The sequence below is a fragment of the Endozoicomonas sp. Z74 genome, assembly GCF_057680865.1.
In genome coordinates, this window is sequence record NZ_JBLYZI010000013.1 from 59,458 (window position 1) to 80,427 (window position 20,970).

General features: G+C 50.2%; 17 protein-coding genes. 10 read left to right on the forward strand and 7 right to left on the reverse strand.

The features are described 5' to 3' along the window. The first annotated feature begins 25 nt into the window (after positions 1-25). Positions 26-565 (forward strand): hypothetical protein, encoded by a 540-nt coding sequence (locus ACNRUY_RS05975; RefSeq protein WP_488110730.1) that lies wholly within the window; start codon positions 26-28, stop codon positions 563-565. Between the two features lie 19 nt (positions 566-584). Here ACNRUY_RS05975 and ACNRUY_RS05980 read toward each other — a convergent pair whose 3' ends face one another. Further along, the gene (locus tag ACNRUY_RS05980; protein ID WP_488110731.1) at positions 585-917 is read right to left on the reverse strand and encodes a TraR/DksA family transcriptional regulator; all 333 of its coding nucleotides are present in this window, start codon (positions 915-917) and stop codon (positions 585-587) included. A gap of 439 nt (positions 918-1,356) precedes the next feature. On the opposite strand from ACNRUY_RS05980, the gene ttcA reads away from it, so the two are divergent. Continuing rightward, complete coding sequence (ttcA, locus tag ACNRUY_RS05985; RefSeq protein ID WP_488110732.1) at positions 1,357-2,271, forward strand: tRNA 2-thiocytidine(32) synthetase TtcA; 915 nt, start codon at positions 1,357-1,359, stop codon at positions 2,269-2,271. Between the two features lie 38 nt (positions 2,272-2,309). On the opposite strand, the gene ACNRUY_RS05990 is transcribed toward ttcA, so the two are convergent. From ACNRUY_RS05990 to ACNRUY_RS06000, 3 genes are all read right to left on the reverse strand, one after another. Then, the gene (locus tag ACNRUY_RS05990) at positions 2,310-3,131 is read right to left on the reverse strand and encodes a DUF547 domain-containing protein (protein ID WP_488110733.1); all 822 of its coding nucleotides are present in this window, start codon (positions 3,129-3,131) and stop codon (positions 2,310-2,312) included. A 140-nt stretch (positions 3,132-3,271) separates the two neighbouring features. Then, a complete protein-coding gene (locus ACNRUY_RS05995; protein ID WP_488110734.1) occupies positions 3,272-4,135 on the reverse strand; it encodes a DUF547 domain-containing protein in 864 nt (287 codons plus the stop codon). A gap of 53 nt (positions 4,136-4,188) precedes the next feature. Then, entirely contained in the window at positions 4,189-5,034 is an 846-nt protein-coding gene (locus ACNRUY_RS06000) for a glucosaminidase domain-containing protein (RefSeq protein WP_488110735.1), read from the reverse strand. A 279-nt stretch (positions 5,035-5,313) separates the two neighbouring features. On the opposite strand from ACNRUY_RS06000, the gene ACNRUY_RS06005 reads away from it, so the two are divergent. From ACNRUY_RS06005 to ACNRUY_RS06015, 3 genes are all read left to right on the forward strand, one after another. Continuing rightward, positions 5,314-5,925, forward strand: a complete 612-nt coding sequence (locus ACNRUY_RS06005; protein ID WP_488110736.1) for a Yip1 family protein — start codon at positions 5,314-5,316, stop codon at positions 5,923-5,925. Between the two features lie 340 nt (positions 5,926-6,265). After that, complete coding sequence (locus ACNRUY_RS06010) at positions 6,266-9,028, forward strand: M66 family metalloprotease (protein ID WP_488110737.1); 2,763 nt, start codon at positions 6,266-6,268, stop codon at positions 9,026-9,028. A gap of 143 nt (positions 9,029-9,171) precedes the next feature. Beyond that, positions 9,172-9,681: a SprT-like domain-containing protein gene (locus tag ACNRUY_RS06015; RefSeq protein ID WP_488110738.1), complete on the forward strand. Its 510-nt coding sequence runs from the start codon at positions 9,172-9,174 to the stop codon at positions 9,679-9,681. Positions 9,682-9,747: 66 nt separating this feature from the next. Here ACNRUY_RS06015 and ACNRUY_RS06020 read toward each other — a convergent pair whose 3' ends face one another. Further along, entirely contained in the window at positions 9,748-12,360 is a 2,613-nt protein-coding gene (locus ACNRUY_RS06020) for an ExeM/NucH family extracellular endonuclease (protein ID WP_488110739.1), read from the reverse strand. Between the two features lie 57 nt (positions 12,361-12,417). Here ACNRUY_RS06020 and rrtA point away from each other — a divergent pair, with 57 nt between their 5' ends. The 3 genes from rrtA to ushA all read left to right on the forward strand — a co-directional run bounded on the left by rrtA (position 12,418) and on the right by ushA (position 16,805). After that, complete coding sequence (rrtA, locus tag ACNRUY_RS06025; RefSeq protein ID WP_488110740.1) at positions 12,418-13,161, forward strand: rhombosortase; 744 nt, start codon at positions 12,418-12,420, stop codon at positions 13,159-13,161. A 511-nt stretch (positions 13,162-13,672) separates the two neighbouring features. Beyond that, the gene (locus ACNRUY_RS06030) at positions 13,673-15,016 is read left to right on the forward strand and encodes an OprD family outer membrane porin (protein ID WP_488110741.1); all 1,344 of its coding nucleotides are present in this window, start codon (positions 13,673-13,675) and stop codon (positions 15,014-15,016) included. Between the two features lie 211 nt (positions 15,017-15,227). After that, positions 15,228-16,805 carry a bifunctional UDP-sugar hydrolase/5'-nucleotidase UshA gene (ushA, locus tag ACNRUY_RS06035; RefSeq protein WP_488110742.1) on the forward strand — a complete coding sequence of 526 codons (1,578 nt, stop codon included), beginning with the start codon at positions 15,228-15,230 and terminating at the stop codon, positions 16,803-16,805. A 74-nt stretch (positions 16,806-16,879) separates the two neighbouring features. Here ushA and recQ read toward each other — a convergent pair whose 3' ends face one another. After that, positions 16,880-18,700: a DNA helicase RecQ gene (gene recQ, locus ACNRUY_RS06040; protein WP_488110743.1), complete on the reverse strand. Its 1,821-nt coding sequence runs from the start codon at positions 18,698-18,700 to the stop codon at positions 16,880-16,882. Between the two features lie 145 nt (positions 18,701-18,845). Between recQ and ACNRUY_RS06045 the strand changes: the two genes are divergently transcribed. Beyond that, entirely contained in the window at positions 18,846-19,439 is a 594-nt protein-coding gene (locus tag ACNRUY_RS06045; RefSeq protein WP_488110744.1) for a hypothetical protein, read from the forward strand. A 78-nt stretch (positions 19,440-19,517) separates the two neighbouring features. Beyond that, a complete protein-coding gene (locus ACNRUY_RS06050) occupies positions 19,518-20,090 on the forward strand; it encodes a YecA/YgfB family protein (protein WP_488110745.1) in 573 nt (190 codons plus the stop codon). Positions 20,091-20,820: 730 nt separating this feature from the next. On the opposite strand, the gene ACNRUY_RS06055 is transcribed toward ACNRUY_RS06050, so the two are convergent. After that, entirely contained in the window at positions 20,821-20,967 is a 147-nt protein-coding gene (locus ACNRUY_RS06055) for an integrase core domain-containing protein (RefSeq protein ID WP_488110674.1), read from the reverse strand. Positions 20,968-20,970 lie beyond the last annotated feature (3 nt).

The window sequence follows — 20,970 nt, forward strand, 5'->3', positions numbered from 1 at the left end:
CAGCAATAAAAAAGGACTTTGAATTATGGGTATCTGTGCCAGAGAGTTGCGTCATTATGTGGTGCGACCAACACTCAAGCACCTGGCCATGTGGAGCCAGACAGCAGAGAACCTGCTTCTGGGCACCGCTGCCAGGGAATCCGGCCTTGGCTTTCATTTGAAAATCGCCAACCACCAGGCTCTTGGTATTTACCAGATATCACCGCGCATGCATCGCAATATCTGGGACCACTACCTTGGGACACAGCCAGAGTTATCCAGCAGCGTCCGTGGACTGGCCAGTCAGAGGGAATTCCTTTCACACCCCCACCATGAACTGGCCACCAACCTGGCCTATGCAACCGCCATTGCCTGGCTGGTTTACCACCGAACCGGTATCACTATAGAGAAGATTGACGAAGAAGATACCATGGCACTGGGGAAACTCTGGCAAAAATACTTTCACAGCCGAAACCCCGGCACCGTCCAGAGCTTTTCAGACAGTTACCAGCAATTAATTATTGAATCCGGCTCTTCCCAGGATGAGAAGGCCTATTACCACCTCACCAGCGCCAAACCCGCCTGAATCTGGCGAAAGGGGGGGGCTAAACCCCCTCCTTAGACTCGGCACACCCCACACAAAGATCGGCGTAGGGCATCACCTCCAGCCTGCCTTCAGGAATCTGGGCCCCACAGGCTGTGCAATAGCCGTACTCCCCTTCATCCATCCGGTCCAGGGCCCGGTTTATCTTCTGCAACTCAAGAGTGGCCTCATTACCAAGAGCGTCCATCACTTCATCGTTCTCACGCTCCTGAGCCTGCTCTGACCAGTCCGCACTGGTTTTGCGGGTAACATCGCGCTTGATATTACCCAGCCGTACATTCAGTTCATCTCGCCGCTCAAGCAGCCTGGTACGCAGTTTATTGTGATCGGTCATCAGTCTTCCCCTTTTCAAAACTCTGGATCAATCCATTGTTATTTTTGCCATGAACAACATGCAGCCACAGGCTTTTCTAAACCGGGCCGTGAACAACAGTTTGCTCTCCCAGGTTTCAGGGATGAGGGCAGCACAATCTGTTCTTCTACCGCTATGGGCATCTGGACATTTAAAAGGACAAACGTGTTTATCAATGAGAACTGGCAATCCTGCCTGCAAATAGTAGTCCATTCCCCCCCGAAGGGTAACACCCTTATGGAGGATATAGTCGGCAGCTCCATTTTTCCTTGAGCCAGGCAGGACATTTTATGGGACCTTTGTACGTTTTTTTGCCAAAAGAAACGCTACAACAGGTAAGAGCACGTTAAACACTGACTTGGTGGATACTCATCCTGCCGATATAATGAGCCGCTTTCATCCACGGCCCGCTTATAAGCCTATGACTTCGACCCAACTCACCGGTTCCGAGAAATACAATTTCAACAAGCTTCAGAAAAAACTGAGGCGCCTGGCCGGAAGAGCCATCGAAGACTTCCGCATGATTGAGGAAGGCGACCGGGTCATGGTCTGCCTGTCCGGAGGCAAAGACAGCTTCACCATGCTGCATATTCTCATGAGCCTCCAGAAAAGCGCCCCAGTCAATTTTGAGCTGATCGCCGTCAACCTGGACCAGAAACAGCCCGGCTTCCCTGAGCATGTCCTTCCGGAATACCTGGATCAACTGGGAATCCATTACCATATTATCAACCGTGACACCTATTCCGTGGTCAAGGAAAAAATTCCCGAGGGAAAAACCACTTGCGGCCTCTGCTCCCGGCTAAGAAGGGGAACACTTTATGCCTTTGCAGAGGACATTGGTGCCACAAAAATCGCCCTGGGTCACCATAAGGATGATATTGTTGAGACGCTGTTCCTTAATATGTTTTATGGTTCCCGGCTGTCGGCAATGCCCCCTAAACTCCGATCGGATGACGGCAGAAACATCGTGATCCGTCCCCTGGCCTACTGCAGGGAAAAAGACATCGCCCACTTTTCTGAGCAGATGGCGTTCCCAATCATCCCCTGCAACCTCTGCGGCTCCCAGGAAAATCTACAGCGGCAGAATATCAAGTCAATGCTGGCCGAGTGGGAGAAAAAACACCCAAGCCGCATCGAGTCTATCTTTTCCGCCACCCAAAACATCGCCCCTTCCCAGATGGCCGATAACAGTCTGTTTGATTTCAAGGGACTGGAGCTGGATCGGAGTGGAGAACGAAAAGAGTATGAGCATGCAGATAATCAGACAGTCACTTCCGGCAACTTCCAGATAACCGGGCAGGAGAGTGGTGTCCAGGTCATTCAATTCGAGCCCTGAGCACTTCAGTCCCCTTTTAGTCCTGAGCCCTCACCAGCTCAGGGCTTATACTCATTCAGCTGCCAGTTATAACGATAACTGATCCTTCCGGTGTACTTCTGCAGCTTTATACGGATGTCTTCCCGGGCATACTTGAGCAGATCTTGGCGCACCCCCTCTTCCCCGCCAAAATCGTCTTCATACCAGTCAAAAATTCGGGAAAGCACCAGCCTCCCCGCCACAAAATTCACGCCTTTTGGCTGATTGATAAAATGCCGGGCAGCCTTGTCCAGCTGATCTTCAATCTCTGCACTGACATAAACCCTGGGCGCCAGATCAGGGCACCCCAGGCTGGCACAGTTAAGAGCATAATGAACCTCGGGCATATCCCACAAGGGCCTTAGAATGCGGTGCTCAATATCATGCAGGGAGATTTTCTGACCAGCAATGGTGATCAATTCATCACGCCAGGGTCCGGTACGGAACCACCCCATCCCCAACTTGGTGATGGACTTGACCGGGTAATAATCCAGAATCAGATTGACCGTCAGCGCATTATAAAGATTGATCCAATACGCCAGTTGCTCTTTGCGATTAAGGGTTCTTGGGTCTCTGGCTGCCAGACTCGAAAGATACTCACCCAGGCGTCCCATGTCGGCCTTTTTCACCCTGCCATATTCCACCAGATACATTCTGTCGGCTTCTGAATATTTGAGGTACCGGTCCAGAAAGGTCTGCCAGAGGCTATGATCCACCACCAGGGCACTCTTCGGATTCGCCTTATCCCAATACGTCCATTTATCAGGGGATGGAACGGCATGGGCATAGGGTCCCCATGACAGGATCAGCAGTTTCAGCACCAAAAGCAAGCATCTGGCCATAATAAAACCCGCCCTTTATAACCGTTCAACGGTAATTGATCATGAAAATGCCACTGTCTCAAACTCTGGTGTCTTTCCATCACTGGAGACAATCGGCATTTCCCGCTCATGGCTGTTTTATTAATCGGCTGGAGAGCGGTCTACTTCACTTCATTTAATTGCCAGTTGTACTGATATTCAATCACTCCAGAAAAGGCACCAAGACGCTTTGCCTGAGTGGGGGCAGAGTAGCGCTGCAGGTGCAGAAGCAACTCCTTTCGGCTGCCAAAATCCTCCTTATACCACTCATAGATTCTGGAAAGCACCAGTCGCCCATCCACCCATTCCACCCCTTTTCCCTGCTGAACAAAGCGCCGGGCCAGCTGCTCCAGTTGCGCTTCCGTGTTTTCCCCGGTAAACGCCTTTTCCGCAAGATCCGGGCATCCCACGCTGGCACAGTTCACCCCATAGTGAATTCGAGGGTCTTTCCAGAGGGGTCTTAAAATACGGTGTTCAATATCATTCAGCGTGAGCGCCTGATCGGCCACCCGGGTGATGACTTCATCCCAGGGGCCAAAGCGATACCATGGCCCCAGCTTTGTAATGGATTTGACCGGGTAGTTATCCAGTATCAGATTAACGGTCAGAGCATTGTAGAGGTTGATCCAGTAAGCTTTTTGCTCCGGCATTGAGTACTGCCTTGGATCAAGAGCCGTCAATGTCTTAATATACTCGCCGAGTTTTTTTCGATCTTTACCGTTTACAGCCTGATATCGAAAGCGGCTCCCGTCCGGCTGAACCACCAGATAGCTGTCCAGAATGCCCTGCCATGAGCTGTGATTAATGATCGCTTTTGAACCGGAGTTGCTTTTGTCCCAAAGCTCCCAGTATTTGCTAGAGGGCGCGGCTTCAAGAGAAAGGGGATACCCTGCCAGCAGCAGCAACCAAAAGCCGGTTAATAGCTGGGTCAGTCCCGAAAAGAACGGCCCAGGGCCGTTGGTTGCAACCAATGATTCAATTTTCATGGGAGCTCCCTCTCCACTCTCTCCGCTATAAGCTTCTTTTTCTGCCAATTGCCTCAGATGTTGGCACTGTCGGTACTGTCAGCAAGACGACCAGCCTCTTTCAGATCATAACGCAACAGGCCATTACTATTAATCATTGACACCAACTCCTGTACATACTCCTGCCCCCTGATTGAGTAAGCATGAAGCCCATGAGCCAGCACCGGTCCCGTGACCGGCTCATTCATCTCCCGCCGTTTCTCCCTGAGCTGGCGCAGCACCTCATACTGGAAATGAGTATTCAGGTTGTGCATATAAGCCCTGATGGACTCCGAGACATCCTCAAATTTCTGTACCTCATAGGTCTCCCCTTCAGGTCGCGCACCGGGCACAATTCCACAGCCGGGGCTGAAACACCACTGGCCAAAAAAGTTATTACCCAGCTGAGCAAACCGGGATGTGCCCCAGGCGGACTCGTTAGCAGACTGAGCCAGGGCCAGAGAAACAGGAATAATATCAACCCGTGCCATCAAAGCGTCAAAAAACGCATGATCAAAAGGGGACTCTTCCTGTGGGGCCACCTTTATCCGGTACTGCCCTGCCAGATCCACCAGCCACTGTTGGTCGCTCTCACTGAGGGAAGGTTCTGAGGACAGAAGGCGAACCCTGTCCCTCAGGGAAAGAATTCTTTCATTCTCCTGCTCCACCAGAGGCACCATGTAATTAAAAAACGTTTTCTTCTTGGTTTTGACATCCACAATACGGGTGAAATCAGGGGTGGCTACTACGGCTTTCTCAACAGGAGCCACCGGCTCTGCCTCAGTCAACTCCACTTCCGGAGGTTCTGGCTGCAGCCAGCTGGACAGGGCAAGCACCACTACTAGTGCACCAAGCATTATTCGATCGATTTTATTGAGCATGCAGTTCACTCAGTTCGTTATTTGTTTTATCCGCAGATACCTGCAGGAAAAAGCCCTTGAATGCCCTCTCAGGTATTTACATTCCACCCAAACTATGCCAACACTTAAACAGCGGCTTAAAGTGGTTCTGCGAACGGCAATCCTTTGCGTGCGCTAGCGTGTACTAGACAGCAGATAGCCAATAATAATAACAAAGTATCACCGCCGGTCTGTATCAGTATCCTCCACTTCAGTGGATGAAGTGGTTCTGGTACCACCGAAACCATGGAGGCGCTTGCCATGATTCTCAGTCACTTCTGGGGTTTACTTACCGAACCCGACGATGAATGGATCAGTATTCGAAGTAACCCCACCGGGCTGGTTCAGCTCTATCTGGGCCAGATTATCTGGCTGGCGGCACTTCCCGCCCTGTGCACCTATATCGGTACTACCCAGGTTGGCTGGAGCCTGCCAGGCAGCTCGAACATTGTCCGCCTGACGCCACAGAGCGCTCTGTGGATGGCCATCCTGGCGTGGCTGGCCACCATCACCGGAGTGGGTGTCATGAGCTGGTTTATCCGCTGGATGAGCCAGAACTTCAACAGCGATCCGTCCCTGACGGACTGCACGGCATTCAGCTGTTATACCGCCTACCCCTTGTTCCTGGCCGGAATCTGTGGACTTTATCCATCCATCTGGCTGGCTATTACCGCCGGAATACTCTCCACCTCAGCCACCGCCTACATTCTGTACACAGGACTGCCTGTATTTATGAAAATCCCGAAGGAACAGGGCTTTATCTACGCCAGTTCAGTACTCTGCATCGGCCTGGTGCTCGCCGTATCCATTATGATTACCACGGTTGTGCTCTGGGGAATGGGAATTGGGCCTGAGTATGTTCAGGTTTATTAACAAACAGCAGCCTTTACAGCCTGTGCCTGAAACACGGGCTGTTTATTAAGACACTGATATGATCGAACCAGAAGCACTATCAATTTACTGACTCAACTCAGGGCTGTTTTTTAAACAGATTTAAATCCGTCAAAGCGCAAAAAAAAGACCGCCTATATTTAAAAACAAACTCAGAGAGCGTTCAAAAAAAGAACTCTTCTGCCTGGAACTGCAAAACCGCTCACAATTCTCCAGAACTTAAACGGAAAGACCTCTCAATTCCAACCAGACAGTATTTCCAACACCCATCCATTTCGACATCCTTTTCATTGCCGCCACGGCAATAGAAAAGGATCATAGAATGAAAACAAAAAAACTTCGGCCATTAGCTGCCTTACTTCTGTCCACTGGGTTATTGGCCAATGCCAGCCTCAACCAGGCGTATGCTTCTCCACACCTTAATGGTCAGGTCGAATATGGGCAGACCCATGTCATTAAAGCAGAAGAGGACAGGCTGGCTCCACACCTGATTGGAGAAAGAAGCACCATCTTTCTCTTTACCCCGGAAAACAGCCTGCCTGAAGGAGCTATCCTGGAAGTATCAGGCACCACAGCCACCGGTGAAGTGCTTTCCGCCATCCGAATGAAGCCACCTTCTGAACTGTATGGCATGCTCGAAGAACGGGTCAGTGGCATTCCCCTCGATCGTTATTCAAAACAGGCCTGGAGTGCAATGCTCCCCTGGCACTGGATTCGACCGGGACTGACATTAACCATCAGCCACTCTTCCATCAATAATGATGGCAAGACTTCAATTCAAACCCAGAGTATCCCCGTACAGAATATTGGAGCCCCCATTGATTACAATTTCAGCCGGGTCAAAATACGGGCATGGGATGGAAAGTGGTATGAACATTCTGACAGCAGAAGCGATACAATAGAGGCGTCGGAATTAGCCAGGGACTTTTACGGTTCAGTTCCGGTCAGTCGAATGACCATTGCCGATTACTCCCCCCTGTTTCTTGATAAAATGCTGATTTCCAATAACCTTGGAACAGTTCTGGTGACCTCTCATGAAGAAATGCAGGCCACCGGAAAAAAATACTATTCATCGGTTCTCAAGCCCCTGAACAATCAGGGGGTGCTCGCTGCCAATGTTGGCGAGGGCCTTATTCCCTCCGGTATATCAACAATCCCTTTAGGCGACCGAACCTTTATTGGCATGGGCAAGGCCCTGAAATCCGATGGTAACTACTCCGGCATGACCGATGAAGGCGTCTATGGGGGCTGGCATGGCTGGTCTGCCATCAACTGGGGGGGCGAATGCGGCAATGGCTTTATCCATGAAACCGGCCATTCCTATAACATGGCTCATTTCACCTCAGGCACTGCCCAGAGCTGGGGAATCAGCGATGAATACCCACAGGACGGGGTAAACCTTCCCTCTCATCCAGCAGGATTTCACACAGCATTCCGGAAATTCCGCACCTGGTATCAAGTGGATGCCAATGGCCCCAAAAAAGATGGCAATGGCCAACTAAAGGGAAAAAGGGATCCCATGAATGGAGGGGATAGCGCCTATTCAGGCAGGTACTGCTTCCCTCAATTCACTGCCTACCACAGCATGAAAGCGCAAACGTTCCTTGAGTCTCTGGACGTCGTTAAGGAAACCCCTGATGGTGCGGGACTTTTCCGCTGGGATTCCAATGCAGAACAGTACGTTGAAAGCACCAGAAAGACCATCAAACCTCTGGCGACCAACACCGGGGTGGCCCTGGTAATGGCTACTATTGCATACGATGGCACCCAGGGCGCAGTACTGCCGGTGATCACCAGTGAAAGAGGTAACCTTTTTGACAACCCTTCTCCCTTTGATGCAGACCTTGACAGTGCCTACAATGGCTCTCAGTTCTTTTTCGAGCTGGACTACGTTAATAGAAAAGAGTATCTGCTGATCGGTAAGTCGGTTTCTGAAAGTACCAGTTCTTTTATTGCTTCCGTCAACCTTCCATACAGTGATGATATTTACGCGCCCAGTCGTATAAAGCTGTTTAAAGCAGCGAAGGGATATCCTGAAATTCAGCTGGAAGACAGCGTGCTTCTGGATGAAAGAACCGTAGACTACCTTGCGGAAACACCTCAGGCCAGAACCGTCGGAGGCCCCTATGATGGCCAGCTATCTACCAGTGTCACATCCCTGTGCTCATTTGACTGCGAGGACAGTGACCAGACGATTCGGGTCACCTATGCCTATGAAAAAGGGTCCACTGTTTTTCTTCCCCACTCTGCCACAACTGACGTTTTAAGCCAGATACACTGGACGGGAAAAGAAGGAGAAACACTGCTGAATCTGAGTGGCCACAATGAATCTGGCAATTCTATAACATTAAAAGTCAAAGCCATTCGGGAAGTCACCCTGGCCAATGGCGAGAAAAAAAGACTGCCCATCAATGATGCCACTGAGTTCCCTGACCAGCTGGAAGAGACCTTTGTATTATGGGCACCCTCAGGGCTTAACTCGGAAATCAATCAAACCAGCCAACTGATCACAAGCTACTGGAGGAAAAATGCCTTTGTCGCTTATAACCTGATCAACAGAAAGCCGGGAGAAGAGAAAGAGATTGACGTCAGTCTGGATCTCTGGACCACTCCTGCCATCAATGCCGACCTGTCAGAGAGCGATTATATTGGCCTGGGATACCATGAGCTTTACCCGGATAAACTCAGCGGTTCCACCATTTATTATGTTACCGACAACCCCAAAGTCGGACCTGTCAGTGGCGTCTGGTCTGGAGGACCGTCCTACATCAATATCTCTGTTCCCATGGTGCATGAAGGTACGGACGAAACTTATCAGGTCTCACTTCGGGCTCAAAGGCGGTCCCACCCCTATGAGGGTTACTGGTATGCCATGAATGATGCTATGTGGATTGGAGGCTCTGGTGGCAACGCCTACCCGAATCATCTTCGATTGAGTTTCCACGATACCGACAACCCTTCCCTGCCCTCCGGACGGTATCAAACGCAACCGGAACATTATCTCTATATTGAGGGGCGGGCCTGGCACGCCAACCATAGACTGCTTGGTAAGCATTTATTCAATCTGAGCGTAACGGCTCCCTGAGACCACTCCCTTGAAAACAGGCCTGAAAGGAGTCAGGTCTGTTTCCCGAGTCTGCGAACGAAAAGGCCTTATTGGCATGTTGATTTATCCCTGCAGGCAGATCAGCTATGCTGTGCTTTCCATCAAGCCTCCAGCAATTTTGTATGGCCAGCACAGAACCCTCTGACCTTTACCAGATCCAGCAACGAACCATTGAACTTTACTGCCAGTGCGAGCGATTTTTCCTGAAGCGGTTCCGGAGGCCGTATATCCGCCTTGACCTGAGAGGGGAAACCGCCGGTCAGGCCTGGCCTGACAAGCCCCAACTGAGGTTCAACCCGGTTCTGTTAAGAGAAAACCGGGATCATTTTCTCAGGCAGACCGTCGCCCATGAAGTGGCTCATCTGATTGCCTATGAGCTTTATGGTCCTAAAATTCGCGCCCATGGCCGGGAGTGGCAGTCCATCATGACAGATATTTTCAGCCTGCCAGCGGATCGCTGTCACACCTACGACACAGGACATTCATCCAGAAAAAGCTGGCTCTATCAATGCCAGTGTGCTGGAAAAACCATCCCCCTGAGCACCGTCCGTCATAACCGTTCTCAAAAGGGAACCGTCTATCTCTGTACCACCTGCCGGGGCCCTCTGACCTTTCTCAAACAAGCCGATTAATGAATCCGTAGCACAAAGAAGACTCCCATCGGGAGCCTTCTTCAATCTCTGAAGATCACTCAGGATTTACGCCACCCGCGGCTGTTTCTTCCTGCGCCTCAGGATAAACAGCGACAGCATACCCAGGCCCAGCATTGGGAAACCAAAACTGCCACCTTCCGTATCATCACCGGTGCTGATTCCGGAGTCTTTGTTAAAGTTAACATCAATCATCACCGGGTCATGATCCGAAGAACGGAAAGGTGAGTCAGGGTTCACCATCCGCTCATACCAGGTCCGCCCTTCACTGTCTTCTCCCTCTTTGTAGGTTGGCCTGGTGTAATCGTGAAAGCCCATTTCCACACTGTTGATTGCCCACTCCTGACCCTGGGTGATTTTTTTCATCATTGAGGGGCTGGCCAGCGCCTGATCAAGGGCCCCCATCTCACCATCGTAGACATACGACACCGGGGTCTTTCCATAGAGCGCTTCCATGACCTCCTGATAGCCAAGACGGAACCGGGTTTCCACCACAGAGTACTGCCCCTGGTCATCCCGAATCACCTTTTCAGTCTGGCGGCTGTCATTACTGGTCAGCACCAGAACAGGGTCTTCCTTGGCATAAGCGTTCAAATCACCCAGGATCAACGCATTCTGATCCTTAAAATGCTTATCCATGTATTTGCCCAGGGTTTCTGCAGCGGCCACCCGCATACGGTTGCAGCTGCCCTGCCCCAGGGTGTCTTGCGGGTCTGCCATATCATCGCAGCCTGACCCCTTGGACTTAAAGTGATTGATCACCAGCGTCACCAAATCACCGGAAGTTTTGTCCTTGAAGGTCTGGATCAGAGGAGGCCGGTGCTTGGCGGTGGCATCATCAAAGGGATATGCCTTCAAGATCACCGGGTCACCTTCCGGAGCAAAGGCGGTTTCGTTATAGATCAGAGACACCTTGATCACATCGGTGCCGATGTACTTCTCCTCTGTCTTGACAAAGGAATAGACGTGACCGGGTGCGATTTCATCAGAAGCATTCAGCCCACGGACCAGATCGTAAATGGCGCTCTGCTCATCCCAGCCATCGTTTTCCATTTCCAGGATACCAATGATGTCGGCATCCATCCGGGCGATGGCAGAGATGATCTTTGACCGCTGCACCGCAAACTCATCCGCGTTTTTGGCACCACGAGCCCCTCCCAGGTCACTTTTATTCCAGTTAATGCTGCCATCTTCTTCCATATAGCCGTTGAAGTAGTTGAGCACATTAAAGCTGGCAATCCTCCGGTCATCGGCGGAACGACTCTCGGGGTAGTCCACACGCAGGGCGGTATTGCCGTCCAGGGTCACCTGTCCATCGGGGATCAGCCGGAAACTAGCATAATCCAAGCGGTCGTCATCTCTGAAGTGCAGGATACCTTCCATACCGCTCTGAACAAGGCTGCCCACCCGGACCGGGTGTTCATCGGACAGGTTCTCAAAGTAATTGATTACGCCCGTATTCTGCTCGCTGATGCCATTATCCAGCACCAGAATATTGGCGTCATTCTCCTCTTGCAGAGCGATCGCTTCATCACTGCCCGGCACAAACAGGTTGGTGGGCTTCTGGCGATTGCCACCAATGGAGAGCATGGTCACCCCGTAACGGTTCAGATCGTAAGTTTCGCTGACGTAAAAACCGGAAGCGGCATCCAGCTTCACCACCATGCCTTCATAGGGCTCCAGGTCATCTCCTTTTGCCATGGTGACCAGGGTCGGCTCAATAAGGTTGCCTGTTGAACAGGCCCCGTCAAAATCATCCTTAACATCGACCAGCTGGGTCATTCCATAGTATTCATTGACCTTACCCCGGAGATAGACCTCATTGCCCACCACAGGCGTATTCACTGTGTCGTACACCTGAATCCCCTGGGAAGCCCCTTCCAGGTCCTCAGGGGAGGGTTCCTGCTGAACATAGTACAATTTACTATGCGGGAAGGTTCGGGTAACAATCCCCTGAACCGTAGCCAGTTCACCGACCATGGGCGAGGTCTTGCCAGTACCTTGAACGGCGGAAATACGGAGACTCTCATCCCCACACTGACCAAAGTCAGGCCGGGGACCGTCGTCTTCTCCCCCATCCTCATCGTCCGCAGGAGGAGCAACATTATGATCTCCCCCCGGTGTCACTCCCAGCCCTTCAAAATAATCTTTGGGATACTCCTCCCACTGCTCTGGATTCCAGACCGGTGAAGCTGACAGTTGATCGGCTTTCCGGGCAAACGTCTTGTCCTTGCCAAACTCAATCTGGCCTGACCCCGGCTCGTTACCAATGGTATCAATGGCCACGCCATTCTTCTGGATCTGCATGGGGTCGTCCCCATTGAAATCCATGGCCTTATTCGTCTCCAGGGTGGCATTGACCTTGACGGCATCCGAAGCCTTGGTACTAACAATGACGTAGGTCTGTTCAGGCTCAAGCGTTCCTGAAAGCCCCAGTGATACCGTATTATCTGCAGCCCCATTGCGATAAAGCACCAGCGAATACCCGGATAAATCCAGGCTGTCCGATGGGCTGGTATTGTAAAGTTCAATGGCCTTGTTATTGCCACTCCCCTCAACATACTCACTGATAATTAGATCAGCAGAAATCGAAGATGAATACACACACAGGGCCGTTATTAATGCATAAGGCACCGGCCATCTGGTCTTTTGAATAGACACTATTTCCCCCTTTTAAAAAGCCAGCACCTGAACATTCAAACCAAGTCAGATCGACGAATGAAGAAATGGGTGCAACGGCTAATTTTTAACAAACCAAAAGCCTCATCCTTCATCAAAAAGAAGGCATCAGCAAAATCAATCAACACCACCCGAGAAAGGGTTTTCACTCTTCTGTTGGTATTGATAAACTATCGAAGGATCTTTTTTAAAATACTAACGACGTTTTGTTACAAAATTGTTTTATATCAATTAAAAATGGAATCTTTCATCTACAGCCGCCATTTTATTGAGCAAGGTCAATTATGGCGCCTTATCAGTGGGCACTTTGTGCATCTCGGGTTAACCCATCTGCTGGTTAATCTTGCCGGAATTGGCCTGATTATAATGATCAACAAGCCCTTTTCTCTCAGCGTTAAAGGTGCCTTCAGCACTTTGTTTCTGTGCCTGTGGGTCAGTGCAGGACTGTGGTTATTCAATCCTGAACTAACACGATACGTAGGGTTTTCCGGAGTTTTACACGGCCTATTCCTTCTGGCAGTAGCCTGGCAACCCCTATACGGCAAGAGCTACAAAGTGATTCTTATGCTGACCTGCGTGATCAAAATTCTCGCCGAACAAACCGGTTTTTATGACACAACTTCCCTGGCCATCAACATTGGTGGAAAAGTTATGGTAGACGCTCACCTTTATGGACTAACCGGTGGCTTTTTTCTGCTATTGTTGTTTTTTTCCGAAAACACCTTATTCAAATTTATTAAACAAGGTTTTAAAAAGACAGATTCACAACCAGCGGAAGATTAAAAAAACATCGAAACAGCTCAAGATTCATTTATTTGAACCCATATTCAATATTTTCACAAAACCACCCACATTCGAAGTTCAAAACAAAAAAATAGAATTTAAAAACAATTTTCATGAATAAAACCTTACAAATAAGCCCTAAAAATAGTCAATCACCCGAACTTTTCTTTAGAAAAGTTTTCAAACTTTATACATTCAAACCGATTTTATGATCTGTATCAAAAAACAGACGTCGTTCATTGATGATAATTCGTGTTGCAAATAGACATTGACTGTAACAGGCATTTAAAACCAGCAACCTGATTTTTCATAGATTCATTTCATTTTTGAAGACTCCAGTCCGGGTTACTGATGACCAACCCATCGGCTCCCGATTTTCAGTGATCTTTTCTGATCCCGCTGATGTGTTTTCATAATGAAGTGCTTTTATTGAAGCGGCTTATCTGGAGACCTGTACCGTCAAGAGAAAAGAAGTCAATCCCTCACAAGGCAGTAATAAAGGTCATAGACTATGCACCGTTTTAACAAAAGCGCATTAACCTGTGCCATTGCGGCACTCACTCTGGGAACACAGTTTGCCAGTGCCGACGCTTCCAGTTTTTTTGATGATGCCAGTATCTCCGGCAAGCTGAGAACCACATACTACGATGTTGAGAAAAGCGACCGGGTTAATACCTCAACAGGTGCCGCCAGAGACTCCAGCACCAAAGGTGCCTGGACAGGCGCACTGTGGATTGATGCAAAGTCCGGTTATGCCTGGGACTTTATTGGCTTTGATGCTTCTTTATACAGCTCCACCAAGCTGTACATGGCGGATGAAAATATATCCTCAAACAGCAATGATTACTCCTATCAGCTGCTAAACGATGAAAACGAAGGCGTCAGCAAATTCGGCCAGGCCTACGTGAAAATGAAACTGGGCGATAAAGACATGGGCGCCAACTTCAAGGCCGGCCGCCAGATTATTTACAACGGTCTGATCTCCAGCTCTGGCTCACGCACCCTGCCCAGCTCCTGGCAGGGCTACAACCTGAATGGCACGGTATACGGCGTGCAATACGGCTTTGCCTACGTGGACAAAATGTCCCTGCGGAATTATGCCGGTTTCGACGATCTGGAAGATTTTAACGGCAACCAGATTGATTACATCATGGGAGGACAGCTGCGCTATAAGGCCAATGGTCTTGAATTACTCTATCGCAACGGTTTCTCCAAAGATTTCCTGCAAGCCCATAATGTGAAACTGGGTTACACCTTTGCCCTGGCTGAAAGCACCGACCTGACCGTCGACACCCGTTACTTCCAGACCAAAAAAGACGGCGACCTCTGGGATGGCAATGCCTGGTGGGACCCAGCCTTTGATGACAAAGCCCAGCACTACAGTGTGAATGGTAAGCTCACCATGAACGACTGGACCTTTGCCGCCGCAGTCAGCCACACCAAAGCCGAATCCGAAGGAAATCTGGGCAAGTACTACTACGACTTCGGTAAAAACACCCACGGCATCTGGGATGCAGAAACATCTGCCTTTGGTGAAGACTTTATGTATGACGGCGAGACCGCGTTCAAAGTGGGGGCTGAATACGACTTTGCCAATCTGGGCGCCAAAGGTCTGGTTCTGGGTTACGCCTTCCATTACGGCAGCGGAATGAAAGCTGATAACGGCGAAAGCGTCTCTGAGCACGAGCACGACTTCCTGATCACTTACGCTTTCCAGCAGGAATCCCTTAAAGGGTTGAGCTTCAAGATGAAGTACGGCCTGTACAAAAACGACGAAGCCCTGCGCAACACCATCGGACATGGAAAGCGCAACGACTTGAGAACCTGGCTGGATTACAAATTTGTCGCCTTCTAGGAGTGCTATTAAGACGACAAAATCATTATGATTCTCCTGAAACAGCAACCCTGTAGAATCGGCAGGGTTGCTGGTTTTTTTACCAGAAAATACCGCACTTGTAGACTCTTTACTCATTTTCATATTGCGGGGATAAGCGGCACTGTCCGCTTACAGCTTTTTGTAAGAAAAGCTTTCAAGAAAACATTCCACCAATCCAAGGACGCGTCTCATGAAACGCACACGTTATAATTTGAAGCTGTTCATGGCAGTGGTTCTGACACTGCTGGTCAGCGCCTGCTCACTACTGCCTCAGGGTGAGTCGGTTCATCAGGGGCCTCAACCGGATAAAACCTATAAACTCACCGTACTTCACACCAATGACCATCACGGCCGGTTCTGGCGTAACTACAAAGGTGAATGGGGCATGGCCGCCCGGATGACCCTGGTCAACCAGATTCGGGATGAAGTGCAGAAAGAGGGAGGTTACACCCTGCTGCTCTCCGGTGGTGACATTAATACAGGGGTTCCCGAGTCTGACCTGCAAAATGCCGTTCCCGATTTCAAGGGCATGAACATGCTGGGCTACGACGCCATGGCCGTGGGTAACCATGAGTTCGACAACCCCCGTGAAGTGCTGAGAATGCAGGAAAAGCTGGCTGACTTCCCTTTCCTCTCCGCCAATATTATCGATGAAAAAACCGGCAAGCCGGCGTTCACCCCCTATACCAACTTTGAGTTTGATGGCCTTCGTATTGCGGTCATGGGTTTAACCACCACCGATACGCCCAAAGCCACCAACCCGGAGAATGTGGAGGGCCTGGACTTCATCTCCCCGGTTGAGGTTTCCAGAAAACTGGTTCCCCAGCTCCGTGAAAATAACGACATTGTTATTGCCACCACCCATATGGGCCATTACCCGAATGCCAACTTTGGCGTCAACGCTCCAGGTGATGTTACCCTGGCCCGCAAGGTCAAAGGGTTTGACCTGATTGTTGGCGGTCATTCCCAGGACCCTCTGTTCGAACCGGATCTGCAAAACGGTGCGTATATTGTCCAGGCTTACGAATGGGGCAAGTACGTTGGCCGGGCTGACTTCGAATACCGCAATGGCAACCTGAAGCTGGTGAAATACCAGCTGATTCCAGTTAACCACAAGAAATCCGACTTCCGGGTGGCAGAAGACAATGCCATGCTGCAGTTGCTCCAGCCTTACCAGGACAAAGGCGCCAAACTGGTGGAACAGAAAGTGGGTAGTGTAGACCAGCGTCTAATGGGAGAGCGCTCTGAGGTCCGCTTCCAGCCCACCAACCTTGGTAACCTGCTGGCCCAGTCCTTTATGGCCAAAACCGGAGCGGACTTTGCCACCGTCAATGGCGGTGGTATTCGCGCCAGTATTGAGGAAGGTGAGATCACTTATAAAGATGTGCTGACCGTATTTCCCTTTGGCAACACCCTGACCACCGTGGTTATGAACGGCCAGGAAGTCATGGATTACCTGAATGTGGTGGCCACCAAGCCCGCTAACAGCGGCGCCTTTGCCCACTTTGCCGGTATTGAAATGGTGATTGAAAAAGGCAAGGTTCACGATGTGAAATTCGATGGCCAGCCTATCGACCTGACCAAGAACTACAAGATGGCCCTGCTCAGCTTCTCAGCCGGTGGTGGTGACAACTACCCCAATGTGAAGACCATGGCTGGATACGTTGACACCGGCTTCACCGATGCAGAAGTCCTGCGGGAGTTCATCCAGAATCAGTCCCCCATCAAAGTAGACGACTTCAAACCGGAAGGCGTGACTCGTCTGTAATCGGATAGCACCCGATGACCGGCTCCCTTTTTTTGCTACAGGCATTGAGGGAGCCGGATCAGCCCAGGCTAAACTCAGTCATCAAGCGCTTGAACTGTCGGGTGTTCTTCCTTCAACAGCTCCAGAAATACTTCTCCATATTTATCCAGCTTGTACTGACCAATGCCACTGACCTGGCCCAGTGCCGCTTTCGACTGTGGCTTTGTATTCAGAATTTCCATAAGGGTCCGGTCATTGACAATCACATAGGCCGGCACGCCCTGATCGTCAGCAAGCTTCCGGCGCAACTGCCGCAGTTGATCCCATAATTCACGATCCCCATCAGCCACTACCAGACGCCCCACCTCACGGTACTGCTGAGCCTGCTCATAACGGTCCCGACGAAGCTGAATCTGTTCATTCCCTCTCAACAATGGACGGCAATGGTCATTGAGCTTGAGCACCCCGTGCCCTTCCAGATCCACACTGACATACCCCCTTGCCACCAGCTGCCGGAACACTGATCGCCAGCCAGACTGATCCAGCTCCTGTCCAATGCCAAAAGTGCTTAACCGGTGATGACCGAACCGTTTTACCTTTTCACTGGATTTCCCCAGCAGAATATCCACCAGATGATTGACGCCAAAGCCCTGGCCACTGCGATAAATACACGACAACGCTTTTCTGGAGGCTTCGGTGCCATCCCACACTTCTGCGGGTTCCAGGCAGAGATCACAGTGGCCACAGGATGAATCCAGAGGTTCATCAAAATAGTTGAGCAGTACCTGACGACGGCAGCCGGTGACCTCACATAAAGCCAGCATGGCTTCCAGCTTCTGTTTCTCAATCTGCTGGATCTGATGACTGGCGGTAGAGCGGGACTGCAGTTGCCGTAACAGCACTACATCCTGTAATCCATACACCATCCAGGCTGTTGCGGGCAGGCCATCGCGCCCGGCACGTCCCGTCTCCTGGTAATAGGCCTCAATGCTTCTCGGTAAATCCAGGTGAGCCACAAAACGGACATCCGGCTTATCAATGCCCATGCCAAAGGCAATGGTGGCGACAATAATCACCCCCTCTTCGACAATGAAGCGGTGCTGATTGGCTTTACGCTCCTGGGCAGGCATTCCCGCATGATAGGGCAGCGCTTTTCTCCCGGCCTGACAAAGCCACTGGGCGGTCTGCTCAACCTTTTTCCGGGACAGGCAGTAGACAATGCCCGAGTCCTCCGGGTGTTCCTTTCGAAGAAAGTTCAACAGCTGCTGCCGTCCCTGTTTTTTCTGGCTGATCCGGTAAAAAATATTGGGACGGTTAAAGCTGTCGATAAAAACCCGGGCATTGTCCAGGCCAAGGCGCTCAACAATCTCTCCACGGGTTCTGAGGTCTGCGGTGGCGGTCAGGGCAATTCGGGGCACATCGGGGTAACGGGTTTGCAGACAGGATAACTGCAGGTATTCAGGACGAAAATCGTGGCCCCACTGGGAAACACAATGGGCTTCATCAATAGCAAACAGGGCAACCTGAACCCGGTCCAGCAACCGCTGCATGGATTCCGTCAGCAGCCGCTCCGGAGCCACATAAAGCAGATCGATGTCGCCCAGCAGCAGCTCCCTCTCTATTTGCATCCGGTCATCCGGCATCACCCCGGAATGCAGACACTCCGCCCTTATCCCCAGTTGCCGAAGGCTGTTGATCTGATCATCCATCAGGGCAATCAGAGGAGAAACGACAACTGCCGTCCCTCCCCGGATAAGCGCAGGCAGCTGGTAGCAGAGCGACTTCCCACCGCCTGTGGGCATCAAAACCAGAGCATCACGACCAGAAGCCACTTCATCAATAACCTCTGCCTGAAAGCCGCGGAAAGACTCATAACCAAAGGTGTTCTTTAAAATATCCAGAGCCGGATCAGACATCAACAACCAGAAATCAGCAGGGTTAAATGGTTAGTATAAAGGAGTCAGGCTGTCGATTGCATCCCGATAGTCATATACAATGGTGGCCGCCACCTGCAACACGAAGCAACAATTCCGGACTCGGTTTGCAGCACTCAGAAAATCCATGGCAAGCAGACCGATACAGTCAATGCACCCCTATCAGGCCCAGAAAAACAACACTCGTCTTGCTATACAACTGGCCAGTTTCATCAGCGCGCTTTTTTTCGGTGGCCTGGCCATCGGTTACTTCATCACCTGGATAAAAACCCCTGGTCCCCCCCGGTTTTCTGAAACCCGGCTCTACCAGGTCAATATCAAGGACAGCCAGTTAGAACAGTGGCGCAACTGCACCGGCAGAGGCTTTGCGCACCGGTGTATTGATCAATACCGGTTATGCCTTCGTTCCCCACAGCTGCCCTCACCGCAGTCTATTTACTGCTTTACCAGTACCCGCCCTATTTCATCCGCTTTTGAGCAACTGACGACCGGCACAGAAGTGAATGTTCACCTTGCCCCGGAACTGGACACAGGCCGTAAAATCATACTGCGTTTCTGGCAGCTAGAGGTGGAAGGCTTCCCCCTGCTCAGCATGGAACGGATCAGTGAGGAGCACAATAAAGAAAACCGGGAACGCCTACAGTCCAGTCTCGCCCTGCTGCTGTTCAGCGGACTGTCGCTGCTTATTTATCGATACACCCGGCGAAAAGGGCGAAGGTAACCCGATTCTGTGGACATAAGCTTTTCCCAGCTCCCAAGCCAGAGTAAAATCCCGCTTCCGTTTACTCAGGATCCACCCATGCCCAATACACGCGCTTCACTGGAAGCCCTGCTCGCTCCCTTTTCTGAAAAAAATGAAGGAACACTGGATTTTAACGGTGTGCATGGCTTCCTCACGGCACTGTCGATCTGCCCTGTTGACCTGTCAGAGCAACAGCGCAATGAACAGATTTTTGATGGCTCCCCGGATCTCACACCGGCACAGGCTGGAGAGTTAAACCGCCTGATTACTCTGGTTCAAACCGATATCGACCGGGCCTTTAATGATGAGGAAGAGGGCTTCTCCCTGTCCTGTGAAGCCGAGCTGGAAGATCATGATGACGATGCCCTGGCCAACTGGTGTACCGGCTTTATGGTGGCTCACTTTCTGGATGAAGATGCCTGGTTTGCCAGCAATGAACAGGAAGTGTGTGAACTCCTTCTCCCGGTCATGCTGGCATCCGGTCTGTTTGATGAAGAGCCGGACTTTATGGAAATCCGCAGGGATCATAAACTCACTGAAGATATGTGCAGCCAGATTCCCGAGGTATTGATGGAGCTTTATCTGATGTTTCAGTCTCCGGAGGAGAAAAAAAACCAGCAGAAAAGGTAACGTACTGGCCGGATTCACGGTACTGGCACCGTAGTGCTTCGAAATGCTTAATAGCCACCATCGGTTGTAATGCTTTTGAGCGCCGTGCCAGTTGCTGCTGAAAGAAGTGAAGCGCAGGACTAAATAACACAGGTGTGTTTTTTAAAATTTCCATTATTGAATACCAACCCTATTTTGTTACATTAAACACCGTTTTTAGATACACACAGAAACATAAGAAAAATAAAAGACACAATCCTTTTTTTCTCGACCTCAATTAAAAAAAAGTCTCTCCAGACCGCGCAACTCATTGATATACATTCAGTTTCCCTGATCAACCCGTTTATTTACCATCACCCTTTCTAAATAGATATACCTATTTTTTATTCAAAAACTTAAGCATTACTGATTATTGTGATAACAAGCATTGCTTTAGTAAAGTTTTTGTCAAGGAGCAAAACATTAGAAAAGGTCATGGAGACCTAATAGCACTTTTGTTTTAAATCAACCTCAAAAAAGGGGATACCAAATGAAAAAACAGATCAGTAGCTTTCTATTGACAGTTTTCTCCATCTTCTTATCATTTTCTGCCAACGCAGCAGTACATACACTGACATTAACAGCCTCTGTCGATAGCTCGCTGAGTGTTGTTAACACATCCGGAGAATGGGATGGCCCTATTATGGTGGACCCCATTGTCTAGACCACAAGATCCACTTTTTAAGTTATGTTCCGACTGTTGTTGAAGTCCTCAGCCAAAGTGTATTGCCTGAGGTGTTTTATAGTTCAGTGATTGATGTAGCCTTTCAGTATTGTAGAACTGGAAGTATTTTTCCAGCCCTTGGTACAGCTCGGCTACCGTTCTGAATTCGTTTAAATAGAGCCACTCATATTTCACAGA